Origin of the sequence: Pedobacter borealis DSM 19626 (assembly GCF_000708285.2) — a bacterium.
GTDB lineage: Bacteria > Bacteroidota > Bacteroidia > Sphingobacteriales > Sphingobacteriaceae > Pedobacter > Pedobacter borealis.
Window position 1 is genome coordinate 1 of the sequence record NZ_JAUG01000054.1, and the last position, 18,566, is coordinate 18,566.

The following is an 18,566-nucleotide window of genomic DNA, read 5'->3' on the forward strand; positions in this document are numbered from 1 at the left end:
CTCATTTTGTGGCGTTTTAATCAAGTTTTCTGTTAAGACGGTCGTCACCCTGAATTTATTTCAGGGTCTTTCACGCTAAAAAGATGCTGAAATAAATTCAGCAGGACGATAAAGCGGGATTAGGCGTAAATAAGATATAATTTTCAGCAAATAATTATCGAACTCAGGTCGTTAGGTTTATAGTATCCATTCTCCACGATCAAAAAAGCATAGGTTTTGGTTAAATTTGAGGTAGTTTAGTTTTTGATATCATTGAATCTTTATCGTGGTGAAATATTTTCAACAAAAATTTAGCCTAATGATTAACATTTAACCTAAAAACCCTACCCATGAAAAAACTTATTCTTCCATTTTTGATTATTTTATTTGTTAGCTGCAAGAAGAGCAAAACAGAGCCTGAAGTTCCTACGCCAGCAACCACAACTACCGTATATAATTTTGACAGCGATAGCAATTCCAGCTTGATGTTTACAGACGGAGAATCTATGGCACAGCTTACCTCAGAAGCAAGGCGGTATGAAATTGGCAAAGTTTTGCGCGTGAAAGCCATAAATGCAACCACAATAGAGGTGGCTAATTTTGCGCCGGTTGATATTACTGATGCCACTATATTGATGACTGTAGAAGGGCAGGCAAAACCGATCAGACTTTTCAAGATCGGAAAGATCAGGGCACATGCTGTCAAGGAGATTAAATATTCTTTTATAGAAGGGAGTACCAAATTTTTGAATGTTGAAGGACAGGAAGTAGATTTAGCACAATATAAAACTACAGGTATTCCAGCCGAAAAGGTATCCTTTGATTTCACAGGAGATACAGAACTGATCAAAAAGCTTAAATCACTGGCTAAACTGAAATGGAAAATTAAGTTCGAAGATTTTGATGTTAATGACGACCCCACGAATAACTGGAAGGAGAACATTAATGCAAAAGACGTAAGGAGGTTCACTGGTTTGCTGATTAACTTGGCTTATATGCTCCAGGCGGACACAACCCAGAAAGTATTTTTGGCTGAGCCAATCACGGATAATAATAAAGTTTTAATGACAACTGAGCAGAAACAACAGGCTTTTAATAATATCCTAAATATGCCTACATTGAATTGTGGTGTTGTGGTGAACGTTTCGGGCCTAGGAGGTGGCAGCACTTTTGGTCTGGCCGAGTACTTGTTACAAAAATATATGACCAGAAATATCTGTTTCGAATCAATACACGAAATTGGCCATATGATTGGCTTCTCCCACGATTCAAGCATGACTTATCCAACTTCAGATAACAGGGGCGCAGTAGTAGTAACGGGAAATGTATACCTGGCAATGATTGCGAAAAGTGCGCTTCCTATCAAAACTGACAATTATTACAAACCAACAGATCTGTAAAACCGAAACAGTTAGCGGAGTCTTTATTTGATAGCTGTTTAAACTTTAGTGCTTTCGAGGATTTATTTTTTTATTTAAAGCCGAAAAACTGTGCTGCCATCATAATCAATTGTTTAAAGATTGATTTTTTTGGTAGCACAGTTTTGAGGCTTTTGCTTTATGGGGCATTTGCGAAAAAAACATAGGTATTAGTTAAGTTAAGGGTAGTTTAGATTTTGCCAAAATTGAACCTTTACAGGGACGAAATTAATTATGAGCATGAAGAACTTAAAAGTATGGTCGATCTGTTTTTTTACGCTAAGCCTTAGTGTTCCTTCTATTGCTCAACAACCGGTTAATCAATTATTGAAGAATTTACACGGTTCTTTAAAAATGTCAGTGAAAGAATTTAACGGAACTGATTTATTAAGCGAACATATTTTTCATAAAAATCTCCTTCAAACTAAAACAGGCAGCTGGGCTTTGGAGGTTAAAACAACAAGTCCCCCAAAGCAGCGGGATGTTATAGAAGCGGTTGCTTCCTTCCGATTGAATAGCGGTGTGGCAAAATCTACTGCAGTGGCTGTTTCATTCGATTTTAGCAAGTGGAACCCTAAAAATTATGTGCTTGTTCCCGCTGCGGTATATAACAGCAACCGATATAGATCAATCGGTAATGGTTATAATCCGGATTATCCAAAGGATATGTATTACAATCCCAAGGTACCGCTTACCATCTCCAATAATCCAAGGCTTTCTATTGAAGATGGAAAAGCATCACTTGTTGAGCTACAGAGCGGTAATATGGCGACTCCAGCCATGTGTTTTTATTCAGAGACAGAAAAGAAAGGTTTTATTGTGCTTACCGAGCAGTTGACAAAATTGGGTGCCAACGGCTTAACGATTAGTGAAACTGCAAAAAAAGATAGCTGCTCGTTCAGTGTTTCGGCACCTGCTGTGCGCAAAATGGCCGCGGGATTTGGCGATTTTCATCTAAGCGGAGATCTTGCTCCAGACTGGAAACAAGGCGATGAAGTGGAACTGAAGTTCAGGGTGTATGTATTTAATGCCGAAAATATCCCGGCACTCTTAAAGAAATTTATGAAAGTGCGCAAAAGCCTTTCAGGCTTAAATCATCCGCGCAATTTATTGCCAATGAGCAAAACTTTTGAATTGGCTACCAATATATGCAAGGGCAATTTTGTGCAGGTAGAAGCGGGTTCTTATTATCTGCCAGAAAATAATAAAAATTTTCAGCTGGGCTGGGTGAGTGGAATGATGAATACCTATCCGATGTTGGCTTTGAATGATAAAAAGGAACGGGAAAGAGTGATGGCCGAACTGGATTTTGTGGTAACTAAACTCCAGGGGAAAAGCGGATACTTTTTTGGAGGGATCAAGGCAACAGGTGAGCTTATCCCCGAAAAAATGTCACCAAACTTTAAACCTGTACAAGCCATGGTGCGAAAGAATGCAGATGCACTGCTCTGGCTAACCAAACACCTGTTATTGTTAAAGGCAGAGGGTTATGGCGCCAGTATTAAGCCTGAATGGGAAAACGCCACAAGAAATTTGGCTGCGGCTTTTGTCCGTACCTGGAAAAAGGATGGTGAATTTGGACAGTACATTGTTCCCGAAACCGGAGAAATTGCTGTATATAATTCAACAGGGGGAGCAATCGTGCCTGCAGGTTTAGCTATGGCCTCCGATTATTTCAAGGAGAAAGAATGGATGGAGGTAGCGGCAAATGCTGCAAAATTTTATTACAAAAGAGATGTAGAAAAGCAGGGATTAACCGGGGGGCATTGCGGCGACATATCACAGGATGCAGATGCTGAATCTACATTTGGGTTTTTAGAATCATTAATGGCCCTGTACTATTACACCGGACAAAAGGAATGGTTAGACCGGGCAGAGGTTCAGGTGGCACTAGGGGCATCCTGGGTATTTTCTTACGATCCGGTTTTTCCACCAAAAAGTGCAATTGGAGGTTTAAAAAGTAATATGGCTGGTGCCATTTGGGCAAGTATTCAAAACAAACATGCTGCCCCAGGCATCTGTACGGCCTCTGGCGATTATATCTTCAAGTTATTCAGGGCAACGGGAAATGTGCTGTATGCCGACCTGATCAGGGATATTCAGCATGCCCATGCCGAGGCAATAAATATGCCCGGACATATCACAACCAATTACCTGATCGGCTCTTCCATGGAAAGGATTCAATTGAGCGATGCGGAAGGAAAGGGTAGTATTGGTAACTTTATACAAACACGTAATTCCTGGACCGAAACAAACGGTATGCTGATGGCCCTCGAAATACCGGGAATTTACCTGAATGTGGATACGAAGAAGCTGTACGTTTTTGATCATGTTAATGCCCAGCTCCTGTCTGGTGATGGTTCCGGGATGATTTTAAAGCTCCAAAATTCTACCCAATATGACGCCGATGTATCGGTTATGGCAGAAACAGAAAAAGAGAAACTAAAGCCGATGGGCTATACCGCATTTTTAGGTTGGCCTAAAGTTAAGGTTAAAGCAGGCGAAACCATTCAGGTAAAAATTAGCCCTTCAAACGGCATTACAGTTTTATAGGTAACATATTATTGTCAATAATTAAATAATGACAGGCTCAGTAATAGACAATGTAATTTTGGGAACTGCTGCCTTGGGCGGGATCTGGGGGAAGATTCGACCTGAGGAATCGGCTGTAACCATTTTTTCAGCGCTCGAACAAGGCATTCAAGCCATAGATACGGCACCGGCATATGGCGATGCCGAAGATATATTGGGGCAGGTGCTCCGCCTATGGGAAGGTAAGCGCCCACAGATCAGCACCAAAGTTGGGCGTAAGAAATGTTATGCTGTTGACGATGGTGACTATGATTTTAGCCCTGAAGGAATGTTGAGAAGTGTAGAAAACAGCTTAGAAACACTTGGAATCCCTACTATCGATATCCTTTTTCTTCATGATCCAGATGCTATTATTCAGTCCGATATAGAAGAAGTTTTAAAGCAATTGGAATATTTTAAGCATATGGGTTATGCAAAAAAAATTGGCTTAGGCGGAAATCCGCCGCAATGGCTAGAACCCTATCTTCAATCAGATCTCTTCGAGGTAATTATGGGCTTTAACCAGCTTAATGCCTGCAATATTGAAGCTTTGGATACGATCATTCCTTTTTGCGCCCAAAACAATAAAACATATTATGCGGCAAGCCCTTTGAATATGGGGCTTCTTGGGGCTAAATTTTCTGAATTTACAGCCTCTCCACCGTATTGGCTTGATTTGGATAGTGTAGCACAGGCTAAAAAGATAAATACAATTGCCGAGAAGTACCATATGCCGCTCCATGAACTGGCCCATCGATTTCTTTTTACAATTGAGGGGGAGTTTAAAGTGGTTATGGGCGCAACAGATAAAAAACAGTTAACAGATACAATTAAGGCAATAGAGAAAGGTCGATTGTCTCCAGAAGTATATGCTGAGGTACTTAAAACGCTAAATCAACGATAGATGTATAATATAGACAACGAGATTTTTGATATAAAAAAGATTCGGATAAGGGTTTTAGAAAAGGTTAAAGCCATAACTCCATTTCAGGATGCTACTATGGGCCCGTTCCCGCACTATTCGATATCCATTATTACCATTGAGGATGCAGACGGAAATATTGGAGAGGCACCCATATACAACAGCTATACCAATATACTGGAGACATGCCTGTTTCCCATATTATTCCATAGTAAAGGTATGCCTTATCAGGAATTTTATCCAAAATTATACTGGTCTATCCGGAATGAAGGATTTAAGGGAGCCGCCTCGGCCTTGCTGGGCCAGATTGATATGGCGCTGTACGATTTAGCCGCCAGACGCAAAAAAGTTCCCTTACACCAATACATAGGAGCCCTTCGCAGCGATGTGAAAATGTATGGAAGCGGTGGGGGAACAAATTATAGCCTGAAAGAATTGGAAACAGAAGCTGGCTTATTTATAGATGCTGGGGTTGATTGTTACAAAATGAAGGTGGGAAAGGATTTTGGGAAGAAGTTGAATGAAGATATAGAACGGGTAAAATTTGTAAAAAACCTCCTTGGGCCTAAAATTAAGCTTGCTGTAGATGCCAATCAGATTTGGTCTTGTGCCCAGGTATTTACATTTATCGATGCCGTTGGAGAAGAAAATATTCATTGGCTGGAAGAACCGATCCATTCGGCCGCTTACGATCAGATTGAGTTGCTCTGTGGTAAAACCGCTCTTACCATAGCTTATGGGGAATCAGAAAGAACCTCGAAAATTTTCAGGACATTGGTAAATAGCGGAGTGAAGCATTTGCAGCCTGTTCCTACGCAGTTGGGCGGCATTAAAGAATGGTTAGAAATAAGAGATCTTTGCGAAACAGAAAAACTACAGTTTTCTTCGGGGGGATATTCGCTATATTCAACCTTCTTAATGACCACCGCGAACAACAATGCCATGATTGAATACCTGTATGCTATTATGTATGGACTGGAAAGATATTTTCTGGTTAAGCCGCAATGGAAGAACGGCAGATTTTTTCTCCCTGAAATAGAAGGACTACCGGTAAGGATTGATTGGGAATATTGTAAAAAAGAAAATAAGATCATCCGGGAGCAGTTATGGGAACAACAAGATGTTCCGAAATATGCCCCCGTTGTATCCATGTAAAAAAAGAACCAGAAGTGAGTTTATCATTCAACTATATAGATTATTTAATTTTGGGCCTTTACGCCCTCGTCTTATTCTTTGTTGGCTTCCGCTTTAGTAAAAAGGGAAAAAATGATGAAGATATTTTTTTAGGTGGACGAAGCCTGAAATGGTGGCAGATCGGCTTTTCTATGTTTAGCGCAAATGCCGGCCCGATGATGTTGATCGGTTTTGCTGGCATTGGTTTTTCACATGGCATTGTGGGCAGTAATTTCGAATTATTGGCCTGGATATTTTTAATGTTATTATCCATGGTTTTTCTGCCTTATTATCTTAAAGCCAAAATATCTACTATCCCACAGTTTTTAAAGATCCGTTTCGGTAACCGGTCCTATAATTTTCTGGTTATCTATAGCCTGATTTCGATATTGGTGGTATGGCTTGGAAGCGCCCTTTATGCCGGAGGCCTGCTCATTTCAGGGGTATTTGATTGTCCGTTATTTACCGCAATTATCATAATCGCATTTGTGGCAACAAGTTTTACCGCTATTGGTGGTTTGAAGGCGGTGGTACGTACCGGTATTTTTCAATCCATCATTATTATTATTTCTTCTATCGTACTTACCTTTTTGGGTTTTCAGAAAATTGGAAGCATAGATGCTTTGGTTAACCAGACACCAGAATCTTATTGGAAACTTTTTCTGCCGGCATCACACCCGGAATACTCATGGGTGTCGATTGTTTTAGGTTATCCGGTTGTCGCAATTTATTATTGGTGTGCAGATCAGACTATTGTGCAAAAGATGTTGGCCGCGAAAAATTTAAAAGAAGGACAATACGGAGCTTTGTTTATCGGCACGCTTAAAATAATAATGCCGATCATATTTATTCTTCCAGGTGTAATGTGTTATGTTTTATTTAAAGATACGGCGCAGCCTGATACGGCTTATATTACCATGATTAAAAGGCTGATGCCGCATGGTCTGCTCGGCTTAAGCATTGCCGCATTGATTGCTGCCTTGATAGATACGGTATCTTCGAGTCTAAATGCCTTCTGTACCGTTTTTACTTTGGATGTTGTTCCGCAGTTTAAACCACTTACTCAGAAACAACAGATAAAAATGGGTAAATGGATTACCATTGTGGCTGCAGTTGCCGGGGTTGGTATTGCTATGCTTTTTTCTTATTCGGGCAAAAACTTTTTCGAATTAAGCCAGGGCCTTGTTTCCATTCTTTCGCCACCATTGGCGGTAGTGTTTCTGGCCGGAGTCATCTGGAAGCGTGTAAACAGCATTTCAGTAGAAACGGTGCTTTATGGCGGAGGTTTCCTCTGTTTAGTGCTAGGTACCTGTCACGTATTAAATTATCCATACAAAGGATATTGGCCACATTTTTTGCTATTATCATTTTATATATTTATGGCGTTAAGTGTTGTTATTGTGGTGTTAACATTAATTACAAAACCACCAGTGGTACAGGTACAGCCATCACTTCTCGAAACTAAAACTCAGGTAGCCGACAGCTCAAAACCAATATGGTTAAGGTGGCTCTGCCTGGCAGTGATCATGATTTTTATTTATTTACTTTTCAACTAAATCAAAATGAAAAATGTATTCCTTCTGGTTATATGCGTAATTTTTGGATGTGCCTTTTTAGGCTGCTCTTATCCGGGTCATGAAGGTAAAGAGGTTGAATATGCCGAAAAAGTATTTGTGGTGAACACGGTTGATAATCAAAAAAAATTGCAGGAATACTTGCAGTATCACAAGAATATATGGCCAGAGGTAGAGGGAGGGTTTAAAAAAGCTGGATTTAAAAGCATTAGCCTATACCGTTTTAACGATCTTATTGTAATGCGGGTTACTTTTCCAAAAGGTGCCGATCTAAATAAAATGAGCCAGTTGTCTGAATCTTTTAGCCCACGCTGCGCCGAATGGAATAAATTAATGAATAACTATCAGAAGGGCGTTAATGGCACTTTACCAGGGCAGAAATGGGTTGAGGTTATTCCTTTTTATAAGTTCAGTAACTAATAACCTTAGTTCGATTATATTTACACATTGTGATCAATTTTTGGATTCATTTCCCTAACGCGATCGTCATGATGTTGTATCATAAAGGCGATTTCGCCTCAGACGTTGTCATGTTGTCCAAAGGACTCCTACGGAGAGCTTGTCGAAACACTTTAAAGCGTATTTAACAGGTCCTTCGACAAGCTCAGGATGACAAATCTATATTTATGATACAACCTCATCCTTCCTGCTAGATAGACCCTGAAATAAATTACCTTCGGTGAGCTCGCTTAAGGCTCGGTTTATTGCGTAGCTTTCCGCTGCGCTACAGGTCAGGGTGACGGCAGTGAGTTGAAAATATCTACAGAAGTATTTAAAAGGGCATGTTATTAATCGAGTTCAGGTTAATAAATTAAGCGCTGATTTTATATTGTTTGATAAATTCCCTTGGCGATAAGCCTTTTACATCCTTAAAATGTTTGTTGAAATTGGAAATGTTATTATAACCACTTTGATAACAGGTTTCCGTTACATTATAATTGCCTTCCATTAACAATTTGGCTGCGTGCCCAACCCTTATTTCTTTAATAAATTCTACTAGTGTGCGGTTGGTTTTTTGTTTAAAGAACCTGCAGAAGGCACCTGTAGACATAGGTACGATATCCGCCACATCGTTCAATGATATATCTTGTTTAAAATTTTTAAATATATAATCGAATACACGGTTAATTTTGTTTGCCTCGTTCGAAGTTTCGACAATACTAAATGAAGGCGAAGAGAGTGTTTTATAGGAGTCAGATCCGGCAAGCACATCTAAAAGCTGCAGCATTAGGCCCGCACGGTAAAGGCCTGTTTCAGATAACATCTGGTTCAGGATTGTTTTGACTCTCCCAATCGTTGCGCCTGTAAATAAAATACCTTTTGCCGCATTTTTGAAAAGTTCGTTCAAACCAGCTGCCTCGGGTTTGGTTAATAGATCCTTTCCCAAAAAATCAGGGAAAAAATGCAAAACAATCACCTTGGGTTCAACATTAGGATCAATGGTACTGTAATATTGCCAGCAATGTGGCAGATAACTGCCCAAAAGAACAAGCTCTGTTCCACTAAAGTCCTCAATATTATCGCCTACAAAACGTTTTCCACAGCAATTTTCGATCAGGGCGATTTCAAAATTAACGTGTGATTTTAATGAGGCATATTTTTTTATTTCCAGCATTTCCGACCGCACCGTAAAGGATTGATCGGGCGGAAAAGTGAAGTTCTCATAAATATACTGCATGTTGGTTAGTTGTTTTTGGTTAACCGAGGGCGTTTGATCTATATAAATATACCCTAATATATTCAGGAAAATAAGCAAATGCAAAAAAAACATTACAAAAGATCAAATTAAAGGTAGTTGTGCCAAGTTATTCTTCTGAGTTTTAGCAATAGGAGGGAAGATCATTGAAACTGAAATTCAAATGAATAATTTATGGAAAAATTGTTGAAAGTATATTTAGAAGCGCTGGGCGCTATGTATATGGGTTTACCACAATATGAGTTAGCTCTGGTCAGAGATAAAAGCCGGAGGTTTTAAGAGTGGTTTATCTTCAGTACCGGTTCCTTGTAGCAACTTTAAGGAAAAATAAATAAACCATCCCGGTGGCCGTTTTGGCAAATGCAGCAGGATGAATACGTCCTGCTTACATTTTGTTAACTGATAAATAAGCTTACCTGAACTTCAGGAAACGTCTACTTCTTCCTTTACTTAACCCCCTAATGATGAAAAGAGCAAGATATATATAAGCCCGACGAGAAAATAGAAGAAAGTGTTATGCCTTCGGGAATAAGGATCAATAGGGATTTGTCGATCGACGAATTTGAATCCTTAACAGAAGGACAACTGGTATTAAATGAAAGCGGTATGTCTGCAATTGTCCTGAATGTGGAGATTGTAAGCCATTTAACCGAAAAGCATATTTACCTCAAACTTTCCTCTTGTCCGAAAACGATTCTCATTATCAAATAGTAAGTTAGTGAATGAGGGCTGTCCTCATTAGGGGCATGATGAAAAGCAATGACCAAATAGCAGTAGCTTTGGATAAATAATTGAATGATGAAGGTATTAAGTGCTGCTTTTTTATTGATAATATGCTCCCTGAGCGGGTGGTCTCAGAACATTTGGACAAAACCGCCAAGCCGTACACCAAATGATGTTTCGATCGATGCACCGCTAATGGGTAACGGTGATGTAACGATGAGCGTTGGTTTTAAAGAGGGCCGCTTAAGGTATTACCTTTCAAAGAACGATTTTTGGCGTTTAAAATCAAAAGGCGATGGACTTTCAGGGCCACGTGTGGTTGGTTTTCTGGATATTAAAACTGAAGGTTTTACGGATGATAACTTTTCAGCAGAGCAGTTGCTCAAAAACGGTGTTACTTCCTGTTTGTTAAAAAAAGACAAACAAAGCTTAACAGCACGGTCGTGGGTATCGGCAACCGAAAACCTGATCTTTATAGAATTAAGTACATCTGAAAAACCAGCTAAGGTATCTGTTCGCCTGAATGCTCCTGAAAACCCTCAAGCAAAACTGAAAACAGGCGAAACCAACAATGTTTATTGGCTTACACGCTCGTTTGAAGATAGCGTTGATATTAAGACCGAAGTGTCTGTAGCCTTAAAAACAATCAATCACCGGGATAGTATTATCCTCTTACAGTCGGGGCAGAAGATAGTAGTAGCGCTCGCTATCGAAAGCAGATTTAAGAAATCAGCACCTCTAGATGATGTACTGAAGAGGATAGCTAAACTGGATGAAAACTCGGTTAAACCGGTATGGGATAAACACAATGCATGGTGGGAGTGCTATTGGAAAAAATCAAGCATCACCATCGAAGATCCCATATTGATGAAAGCTTATCAACAGGGCCAGTATACCATGGCCGCTTGCAGCCGAGATCTGACATTCCCGCCGGGGATATTCGGTTTCACCACTACAGATAAACCAGCATGGAACGGTGACTATCATTTAAATTATAATTTCCAGGCTCCTTTTTATGCATTGTATGCAGCCAACCGTTTAGCACAGGCGGAACCACATGATGCGCCGCTTATTGATTTTATACCTAGAGGAAAGTGGTATGCAAAAAATATCAGTAACGCCCGCGGGATTTTGTATCCGGTAGGTATAGGGCCAATGGGCATTGAAGTTACCCGAGACTTCCCTTCGAAAAATTACCTGCAGCGTAAAGATATTGAACAGGGCGGATTGTTTTTTGGGCAACGTTCAAACGCGGCCTATGGACTGCTTAACATGGCACAGCAATGGCGCTGCACCTATGATGAAAAATACGGTAAAAAAATATATCCATATGCACTAGCCATTGTAGATTTTTGGGAAGATTACCTAAAACTAGAAGACGACAAGTATGTTATTTATGGCGATGCCATCCATGAAGGTTCAGGACATGATAAAAACCCGATTTTATCGTTAGGACTGGTTAGAAATGCGTTTGAGCTGATTGTAGATTTAAGTACTTCTTTAAAAATAGACGCAGACAGACAAGGGAAATGGAAGGATATTTTAGCACGGCTGAGCGACTTCCCTACACAGTTGCGCAACGGCAAAAAAATATTCCGTTATACAGAGCAGGGAGTAGACTGGTGGCCTGACAACGGCTTGGGTATACAGCATATTTATCCCTCAAATGCGATTAATCTGGATAGCAACCCTGAAATGCTAACTGTTGCCAACAATACCATTGATGAGATGAAACGCTGGCAGGATATGAATACCAGCAGTAGTTTTTTTATGGCGGCAATCCGGATCGGATACGATCCTGTTGTTGTTTTAAATGAATTGCGCAAATATGCGCAGCATACTTATCCCAACGGTTTCCAGTTAAATAATCCACACGGGATTGAAAACAGCTGTACTGTGGCCAATGCGCTTAACGAAATGCTTTGCATGAGTGTGGGCAATGTAATCCGTTTATTTAATGGCTTACCAAAAGGACAGAATGCGAGTTTCGAGAATATCAGGGCGTGGGGCGCTTTTCTGGTTTCTGCTAATCGCAAAAATGAAATCATTTCCAATGTTAACATCGTTAGTGAAAAAGGGAAAACCTGTGTATTGGTCAACCCATGGCCAAACAAGAAAGTACTCGTGATCAGAAATGGGAAAAAATCGGAGCGCTTGCAAGGGGATAAGATCTCGTTCAAGACTAAAATAAACGAAGTGATACAATTACAGGTATTATAAGTATTCAGGATAGAAGCTCCGTAAAGATTTTCCTGAAGGAGCTTCTTTTCTATTCCATTAATGTGCCATAAGGCTTGCTTCATATTCAACGCCAATGAAAAGATATTTAAGTAGTTTAGAGTTTGTTTAAATTTGATACAATTATTTTACTTATCTAACATTTTTGTCACACTGAGGGGTAATTTATTTTGTAAAAATCAATATAAATGACATAAGGATTTTTAGCGGATTGTAAGCTGCGAGGAATCGTCATTGCGAGAAGGCTTTTTCAGCCGACGAAGCAATCTTACAACGATCGCTACTAGCGTGCGCATTAAGATTATTCATTTTTGCAGTTGTTTTTAAAGGCATTCATGAGCTCGCTTTCGTTCGGTTATCTTCGTGCCTCGCAATGACGACCTTTCTATGGAGGTCTGTTAATGGTAGCGGAGTCGATTGCTTTTAATATATCGAAAAACGGGTCTTCGACTACGCTCTCCACAGGAGTCCTTTGGACAGACTGACATACTAATAATTTATAATAAAATTTAAACAGGCTCTTATTTTTTTTATTGAAATATGGTGAAATATTATAATTTTGTAATATGTATGAACATATGAACAAAATATCTCAGTTGGATCATGATAGTAAAATACCCCTGCATTTTCAGGCAGAGGAGCAATTGAGAAAATTAATTCAGCTTCCTGAGTTTGCTAATGGAGAACTATTTCCAAAAGAAACGGATTTGGCCATGCGATGGGGAATATCGAGAAATACACTTCGGCAGGCCATTAATAATCTGGTAAACGAAGGTTTACTGGAGCGGAAAAAGAGAGTTGGAACAAGGGTTACGCAAGGAAAAATAACCACCAACCTCACCAACTGGACGAGTTTTACGCATGAAATGGAAGATATGGGATTGATTTTTAAAAATCTCGTACTCGATGTGCAGAAAAAAAAGGCTAGCGAAGAAGTATCGAAATATCTGCAGATAGAGGTCGATGCCGATGTAATCTGCCTTAAACGTATCCGCAGTATCGATGATGGTCCCATGGTCTGTTTCAACTCATATTTTCATCCCCGTATCGGGCTTTCTGAAGATGAAGACTTTAAAAAGCCTTTATACGATTTGCTGGATATGGACCACAATATTGTTCCAATGTACTCACAGGAAGAAATAAAAGCGATAGCAGCTACAGCAGAAATAGCCGGTTTGCTTGGAATAAAAAAAGGGTTACCTGTGCTGGAAAGAAAAAGATTGGTGCTCGATGCAGGCAGAAAACCTATAGAGTACAATATCTGCTATTACCGCAACGATTGGTTTACTTATAGTATTGAGATTAAACGTTCGGTGTAAAATGGCAAACAATAAAAAAATTGGGATCGACGTAGGGGGAAGTCACGTCACGGTAAGTATGATTGATGTAAATAACCCATTGCCGGCATCTTTACGCTTGGTAAGAAAGGATCTCGATGCTTTGGATACAGGTTTTAATATTGTAGCCACTATTGGTAATGGGATTAGAGAAGTGCTGGAAGAAGGAATTACGCCCGATGCTGTTGGTATTGCTTTTCCCGGACCTTTTGATTATGAGAAAGGTGTTAGTGCCATAGCAGGCGTAGGCGGAAAATTTGAACAGACATTCGGGATCCATCTGCAACAGGCCCTGGCAGATTATACCGGCCTAAGCAATACACCATTTGTTTTTTCAAACGATGCACATTGTTTTGCTGAGGGAACCTATAACCGCTACCAATTGAATAGTAAAAAGACAGTTTTTTTAACACTGGGAACTGGTTTTGGCTCTGCATTTATGGAAAATGGAGTCTTGCTTACCAGCGATCCATCATTACCTGTTTCGGGCGCTTTTTACGATGAGGTTTTTCTGGATGCCAAAGCCGATGATTACTTTTCGGTACGCTGGTTTTTGAATGAATACAAAACATTAAGTGGTAAACAAGCAGCATCTGTTAAAGAAATTGCCTTAATGAACACAGATCTTTCACTTTCTATTTTCGAGCAATTCGGCACCAACCTCGGCGCATTTTTACATACCTGGTTAATGCGGTTCGGATGTGACGAACTGGTTATTGGCGGCAACATAGCAAAAGCCAGTTCACTGTTTGTTGCGCCACTGAAAGAAAGCTTAAAACACCTGAATAAAACAATAAAAATTACTTTCTGCGGTGATACCGAAGAATGCATCTTAAGGGGAGCCGCTGTTATTGCGGGCAAAAAAACAAATATTTACATGGATACTGATCAGCAATTAAAAAGAGAAACAAGCCAACCCGTTTTACCCTTAAATGCTCTTGTAGCTAACGGTCCGGGTTATAATGTTTTTCCATCATTTCATTCAGATGCTCAGGTTTACGCTGGTTTTGATACGCTGGCCGATAAAATAGATCAGGAGAAAACGATCATCATTGACGGTTTTGAAGGCGTTTTATGGGAGGATTTCAGGACACAGTTACATGCATGTTTGCTTTCGAAAAACAGAAAAGTATTCTGGTACGATATCAATTCCTGTCTCAAACCTACTCAGGAGATCGATGCGATGGTGAGTGCCAATTTAAATGGTGCCGATCTGGTTTTTGGGAATAAATATCAGGGCAACCTGTCTGATTTTTTTGATGTGCAAAAATTGGAGATGCTCCAGCCCGATCCATCTGTTGATCTGTGCATTCTCTATGGAACGGGCGCCGGACTGGCCAATTGGAAAGGGCCATTGCTATATGTAGATCTGCCCAAAAATGAAATTCAATATAGGATGAGGGCCGGTACGGCGAAAAATATTGGCTGTACAGATCGCGCTGATAATCCCCAGATGTATAAACGGGCATATTTTGTGGATTGGCCTGTGTTGAACAAACATAAACAGCAGTTGCTTTCCAAAATGGATATAATTGTTGATGAACAGCGCATGACTGAAATTACATGGATGCATGGTGATGATTTTAGGAATACTTTGCACAAAATGCTCGAACAGCCGCTTCGCGCAAGGCCTTGGTTTGAAGCGGGCATTTGGGGCGGAAACTGGATGAAAAAGCATATCAAAGGACTTAACCAGGAAGAAATAAACTACGCCTGGTCTTTTGAACTGATCACGCCCGAAAATGGAATTGTTATCGAAGGTAATCACTATCTACTCGAAGTCTCATTCGATTTTCTGTTGTTTTATAATAATACGAAACTTTTAGGAAAAGCAGCCCCAAGGTTTGGAACAGAATTCCCGATCCGTTTTGATTTTCTGGATACCTATGATGGCGGAAATCTTTCGATTCAATGCCATCCGCGTAAGGCCTATATCAAAGAGAATTTTGGTGAAAATTTTACACAGGATGAAACCTATTACATTCTCGATTGTGAACCCGACGCCGAAGTTTATCTGGGTTTTCAGGAAGATATTAATCCTGAAGAGTTTAAAACTGCTTTACTGGATGCACAAAACCAGGGCATTAAAATGGATGCCGAAAAATACGTGCAGAAATTTAATGCACAAAAACACGATCTGTTTCTCATTCCAAATGGAACGGTCCATGCATCTGGAAAGAATAATATGGTGTTGGAGATCAGCAGTACGCCATATATTTTCACTTTCAAAATGTACGATTGGTTGCGATTGGGCTTAAACGGTAAACCTAGACCCATTAATATAGAACACGCTTTTAAGAATCTTTATTTCGATCGAAAGGGCGATTACGTTCCGCAAGAGCTGATTTCTAAACAACAGGTATCAACCGAATGGAATGGAGGAAGGAAAGTATCGCTTTCAACACATAAGGAACATTTTTACGCGGTAGACCGATATGAGTTTGTTGGAGAAACAGTTATTGCCACAAATGGACAATGCCACATCTGCATGCTGGTTGAAGGTGAATCGGTAGCGGTGATTGTCGGTGATAAAACCAGCCAGTTCAGTTATGCTGAAACATTTGTAATACCTGCAGCAGTAACAGAATATACTGTTCGGTACTCAGGAACGCAAAAAGCCTTTTTGGTAGTTGCCTATGTAAAAGAAGATTGTTGTTGAACCTAACCAAATAACTAAATAAAAACAGCCAAATAACCAAACATTATGAGAAAACAAGAAACAAATTATTTTATCTTCCTGATAACGCTTATTGCAGCATTAGGAGGTTTTTTATTCGGTTTTGATATGGCCGTCGTCAGCGGTATTATCGAGCCTTTAAAGTCGCAGTATGGATTGTCATCCGCACAGGAGGGACTGTTTGTGTCATGCGCTTTGCTGGGCTGTATTGTCGGAGTATCCTTTTCGGGTTACCTCAGCGATAAAGTTGGGAGAAGAAAGGTATTGTTTGTCTCCGCCATATTATTTTTAATCAGTGCCGTTGGTTTCGCATTTTCAGAAGCCTATCCTGTATTAATTTTCTTCCGCGTTCTGGCCGGTATGGGAGTTGGTGTGGCCTCTAATGTATCTCCACTTTATATTTCTGAAGTAGCACCTTCTCAAAAAAGAGGTCGTTTAGTCGTTTTTTATCAGCTGGCCATTACCATTGGTATTTTAGCGGCTTACATCAGTAATTTATTTTTGCAACGTTACGCCACAGCCAATGCAGGTGCTGGCGAGGGCGTGCTGCACTGGTTATTTGTTGAAAACGTTTGGCGCGGAATGTTTATTGTTGGGGTTATTCCGGCAGCAGCATTTTGTTTGTTGTTGTTAATTGTGCCCGAAAGCCCGCGCTGGCTGGTACAATACGGCAGAAATGAAGAGGCTTTAAACACCCTAATTAAAATAAACGGAAACGAAACAGGCCGTTTAGAACTCGATTCCATTAAAGAAATGGCCAGTCAAAAATCTGGCGGTTATAAAGAATTGATGCGTTTGCCCTTAAGTAAACTGTTGGCACTGGCAACCATTCTTACAGCCTTATCGCAGTTCAGCGGAATTAACGGGGTGATTTTTTATGGTCCTACCATTTTAAAATCGGCAGGTATTGTTACCAGCGATGCCTTATTTTATCAGGTAATTTTGGGATCGGCCAATGTGCTTTTTACCTTTATCGCCATTTCAAAAGTAGATACCTGGGGACGCAGACCCTTATATATCATCGGCTCATTGTGTGCAGCAGGGGCTTTGGCTTTAACAGGGGTTTGCTTTTTAATGAATATCACCGGGTGGTTCATGTTATTTAGTATTATTCTGTTTCTACTGTTCTTTGCATTCTCGCTTGGCCCGTTAAAATTTGTCATCTCCACAGAAATATTCCCCACCCACATCAGAGGAACAGCTTTATCCATGTGTATTATGACCATGTGGGTTTCAGATTGGGTTGTAAACATGTTATTCCCCATTATGAGAGATGGGTTGGGTATCGCAACCACCTTTTTTATCTTCTCTTTCTTCTGTATCCTTTCCTTTTTGTATGCCAAGAAGAAATTGTTTGAAACCAAAGGCAAAAGCCTGGAAGAAATTGAAAAAGCCTGGAATTCAGAAATAAAATAGATCATGAAAGTACAATTCTATTACCCACGCTGGGGTTCCGAAAATATCAATTGGGATGAGTTTTGCCGAAAGGTAAAAGCGGCAGGATACGATGGTGTTGAGGCTCCTGTTTCTGAAAATTCAGATGAGCAAAGTATAATGATAACTGCACTGAAAAAACATAGTCTGTTTTTGATTGCGCAATATTATCAATCTTTCGAAAAGGATTTTGAAGCACATAAAGCGAGTTATACAAAATATTTACGCTTTTATGCTTCGGTAAAACCGGTAAAAATAAATACACAAACGGGGAAAGATTATTTCAGTTTTGAGCAGAATGCCGAACTGTTTGCTATTGCCAATGCAATTACCCAGGAAACCGGAATTACGATTTGTCATGAAACGCACCGCAACAAAGCATTGTTTGCAGCACATGTAACACATGATTTTTTAAAAAGACTTCCGGATTTAAAAATAACAGCCGATTTTTCTCATTGGTGTAATGTAGCCGAAAGTTTATTGGAAGATCAGCAGGAGGCGCTTGCACTGGCATGTAAACAGGTAGAACACCTCCATTCAAGAGTAGGCCATTCGCAGAGTGCACAGGTAATAGATCCGCGCTTGCCAGAGTTTAAAACCGAATTGAATGTTCATTTGAACTGGTGGGATGCCATTGTAAAAGCATATCAGGATGGTAAACAGGAGGTGTTAACAATTACCACCGAATTTGGTCCTGCTCCATATATGGTACATTTACCCACAACCAATATGCCGGTAGCCAATCAGTGGGATATCAATTTGTATATGATGCAGTTACTCAAAGAGAGATATTGTAAATAAGAAGGGTATCTTCTTAAATTATA

12 protein-coding genes are annotated in these 18,566 nt (G+C 40.0%); 11 read left to right on the forward strand and 1 reads right to left on the reverse strand.

The features are described 5' to 3' along the window. Positions 1-329: 329 nt before the first annotated feature. From AW17_RS14730 to AW17_RS14755, 6 genes are all read left to right on the forward strand, one after another. On the forward strand, positions 330-1,379 hold the full coding sequence (locus tag AW17_RS14730; RefSeq protein ID WP_029277687.1) for a hypothetical protein: 1,050 nt from the start codon (positions 330-332) through the stop codon (positions 1,377-1,379). A gap of 252 nt (positions 1,380-1,631) precedes the next feature. Beyond that, the gene (locus tag AW17_RS14735; protein WP_051691863.1) at positions 1,632-3,950 is read left to right on the forward strand and encodes a hypothetical protein; all 2,319 of its coding nucleotides are present in this window, start codon (positions 1,632-1,634) and stop codon (positions 3,948-3,950) included. 28 nt (positions 3,951-3,978) lie between these two features. Beyond that, positions 3,979-4,872 (forward strand): aldo/keto reductase, encoded by an 894-nt coding sequence (locus AW17_RS14740; RefSeq protein ID WP_029277690.1) that lies wholly within the window; start codon positions 3,979-3,981, stop codon positions 4,870-4,872. Further along, positions 4,873-6,045 (forward strand): enolase C-terminal domain-like protein, encoded by a 1,173-nt coding sequence (locus tag AW17_RS14745; RefSeq protein WP_029277692.1) that lies wholly within the window; start codon positions 4,873-4,875, stop codon positions 6,043-6,045. It abuts the gene before it with no gap. A 14-nt stretch (positions 6,046-6,059) separates the two neighbouring features. Beyond that, a complete protein-coding gene (locus AW17_RS14750; RefSeq protein WP_029277693.1) occupies positions 6,060-7,619 on the forward strand; it encodes an SLC5 family protein in 1,560 nt (519 codons plus the stop codon). A 6-nt stretch (positions 7,620-7,625) separates the two neighbouring features. Continuing rightward, on the forward strand, positions 7,626-8,057 hold the full coding sequence (locus tag AW17_RS14755; RefSeq protein ID WP_029277694.1) for an L-rhamnose mutarotase: 432 nt from the start codon (positions 7,626-7,628) through the stop codon (positions 8,055-8,057). Positions 8,058-8,448: 391 nt separating this feature from the next. On the opposite strand, the gene AW17_RS14760 is transcribed toward AW17_RS14755, so the two are convergent. Further along, positions 8,449-9,315: an AraC family transcriptional regulator gene (locus AW17_RS14760; RefSeq protein WP_167343684.1), complete on the reverse strand. Its 867-nt coding sequence runs from the start codon at positions 9,313-9,315 to the stop codon at positions 8,449-8,451. An 813-nt stretch (positions 9,316-10,128) separates the two neighbouring features. Between AW17_RS14760 and AW17_RS14765 the strand changes: the two genes are divergently transcribed. The 5 genes from AW17_RS14765 (at position 10,129) to AW17_RS14785 (ending at position 18,543) form a co-directional block, all read left to right on the forward strand. Next, positions 10,129-12,276 carry a glycosyl hydrolase family 95 catalytic domain-containing protein gene (locus AW17_RS14765; protein ID WP_157280319.1) on the forward strand — a complete coding sequence of 716 codons (2,148 nt, stop codon included), beginning with the start codon at positions 10,129-10,131 and terminating at the stop codon, positions 12,274-12,276. A gap of 596 nt (positions 12,277-12,872) precedes the next feature. Continuing rightward, entirely contained in the window at positions 12,873-13,613 is a 741-nt protein-coding gene (locus AW17_RS14770) for a GntR family transcriptional regulator (protein WP_029277700.1), read from the forward strand. 1 nt (position 13,614) lies between these two features. Then, positions 13,615-16,290, forward strand: coding sequence for an ROK family protein (locus AW17_RS14775; RefSeq protein ID WP_029277702.1), 2,676 nt, complete (start codon positions 13,615-13,617; stop codon positions 16,288-16,290). Between the two features lie 45 nt (positions 16,291-16,335). Further along, on the forward strand, positions 16,336-17,724 hold the full coding sequence (locus AW17_RS14780) for a sugar porter family MFS transporter (protein ID WP_029277703.1): 1,389 nt from the start codon (positions 16,336-16,338) through the stop codon (positions 17,722-17,724). Between the two features lie 3 nt (positions 17,725-17,727). Next, on the forward strand, positions 17,728-18,543 hold the full coding sequence (locus AW17_RS14785) for a sugar phosphate isomerase/epimerase family protein (protein WP_029277704.1): 816 nt from the start codon (positions 17,728-17,730) through the stop codon (positions 18,541-18,543). The last annotated feature ends 23 nt before the right edge of the window (positions 18,544-18,566 follow it).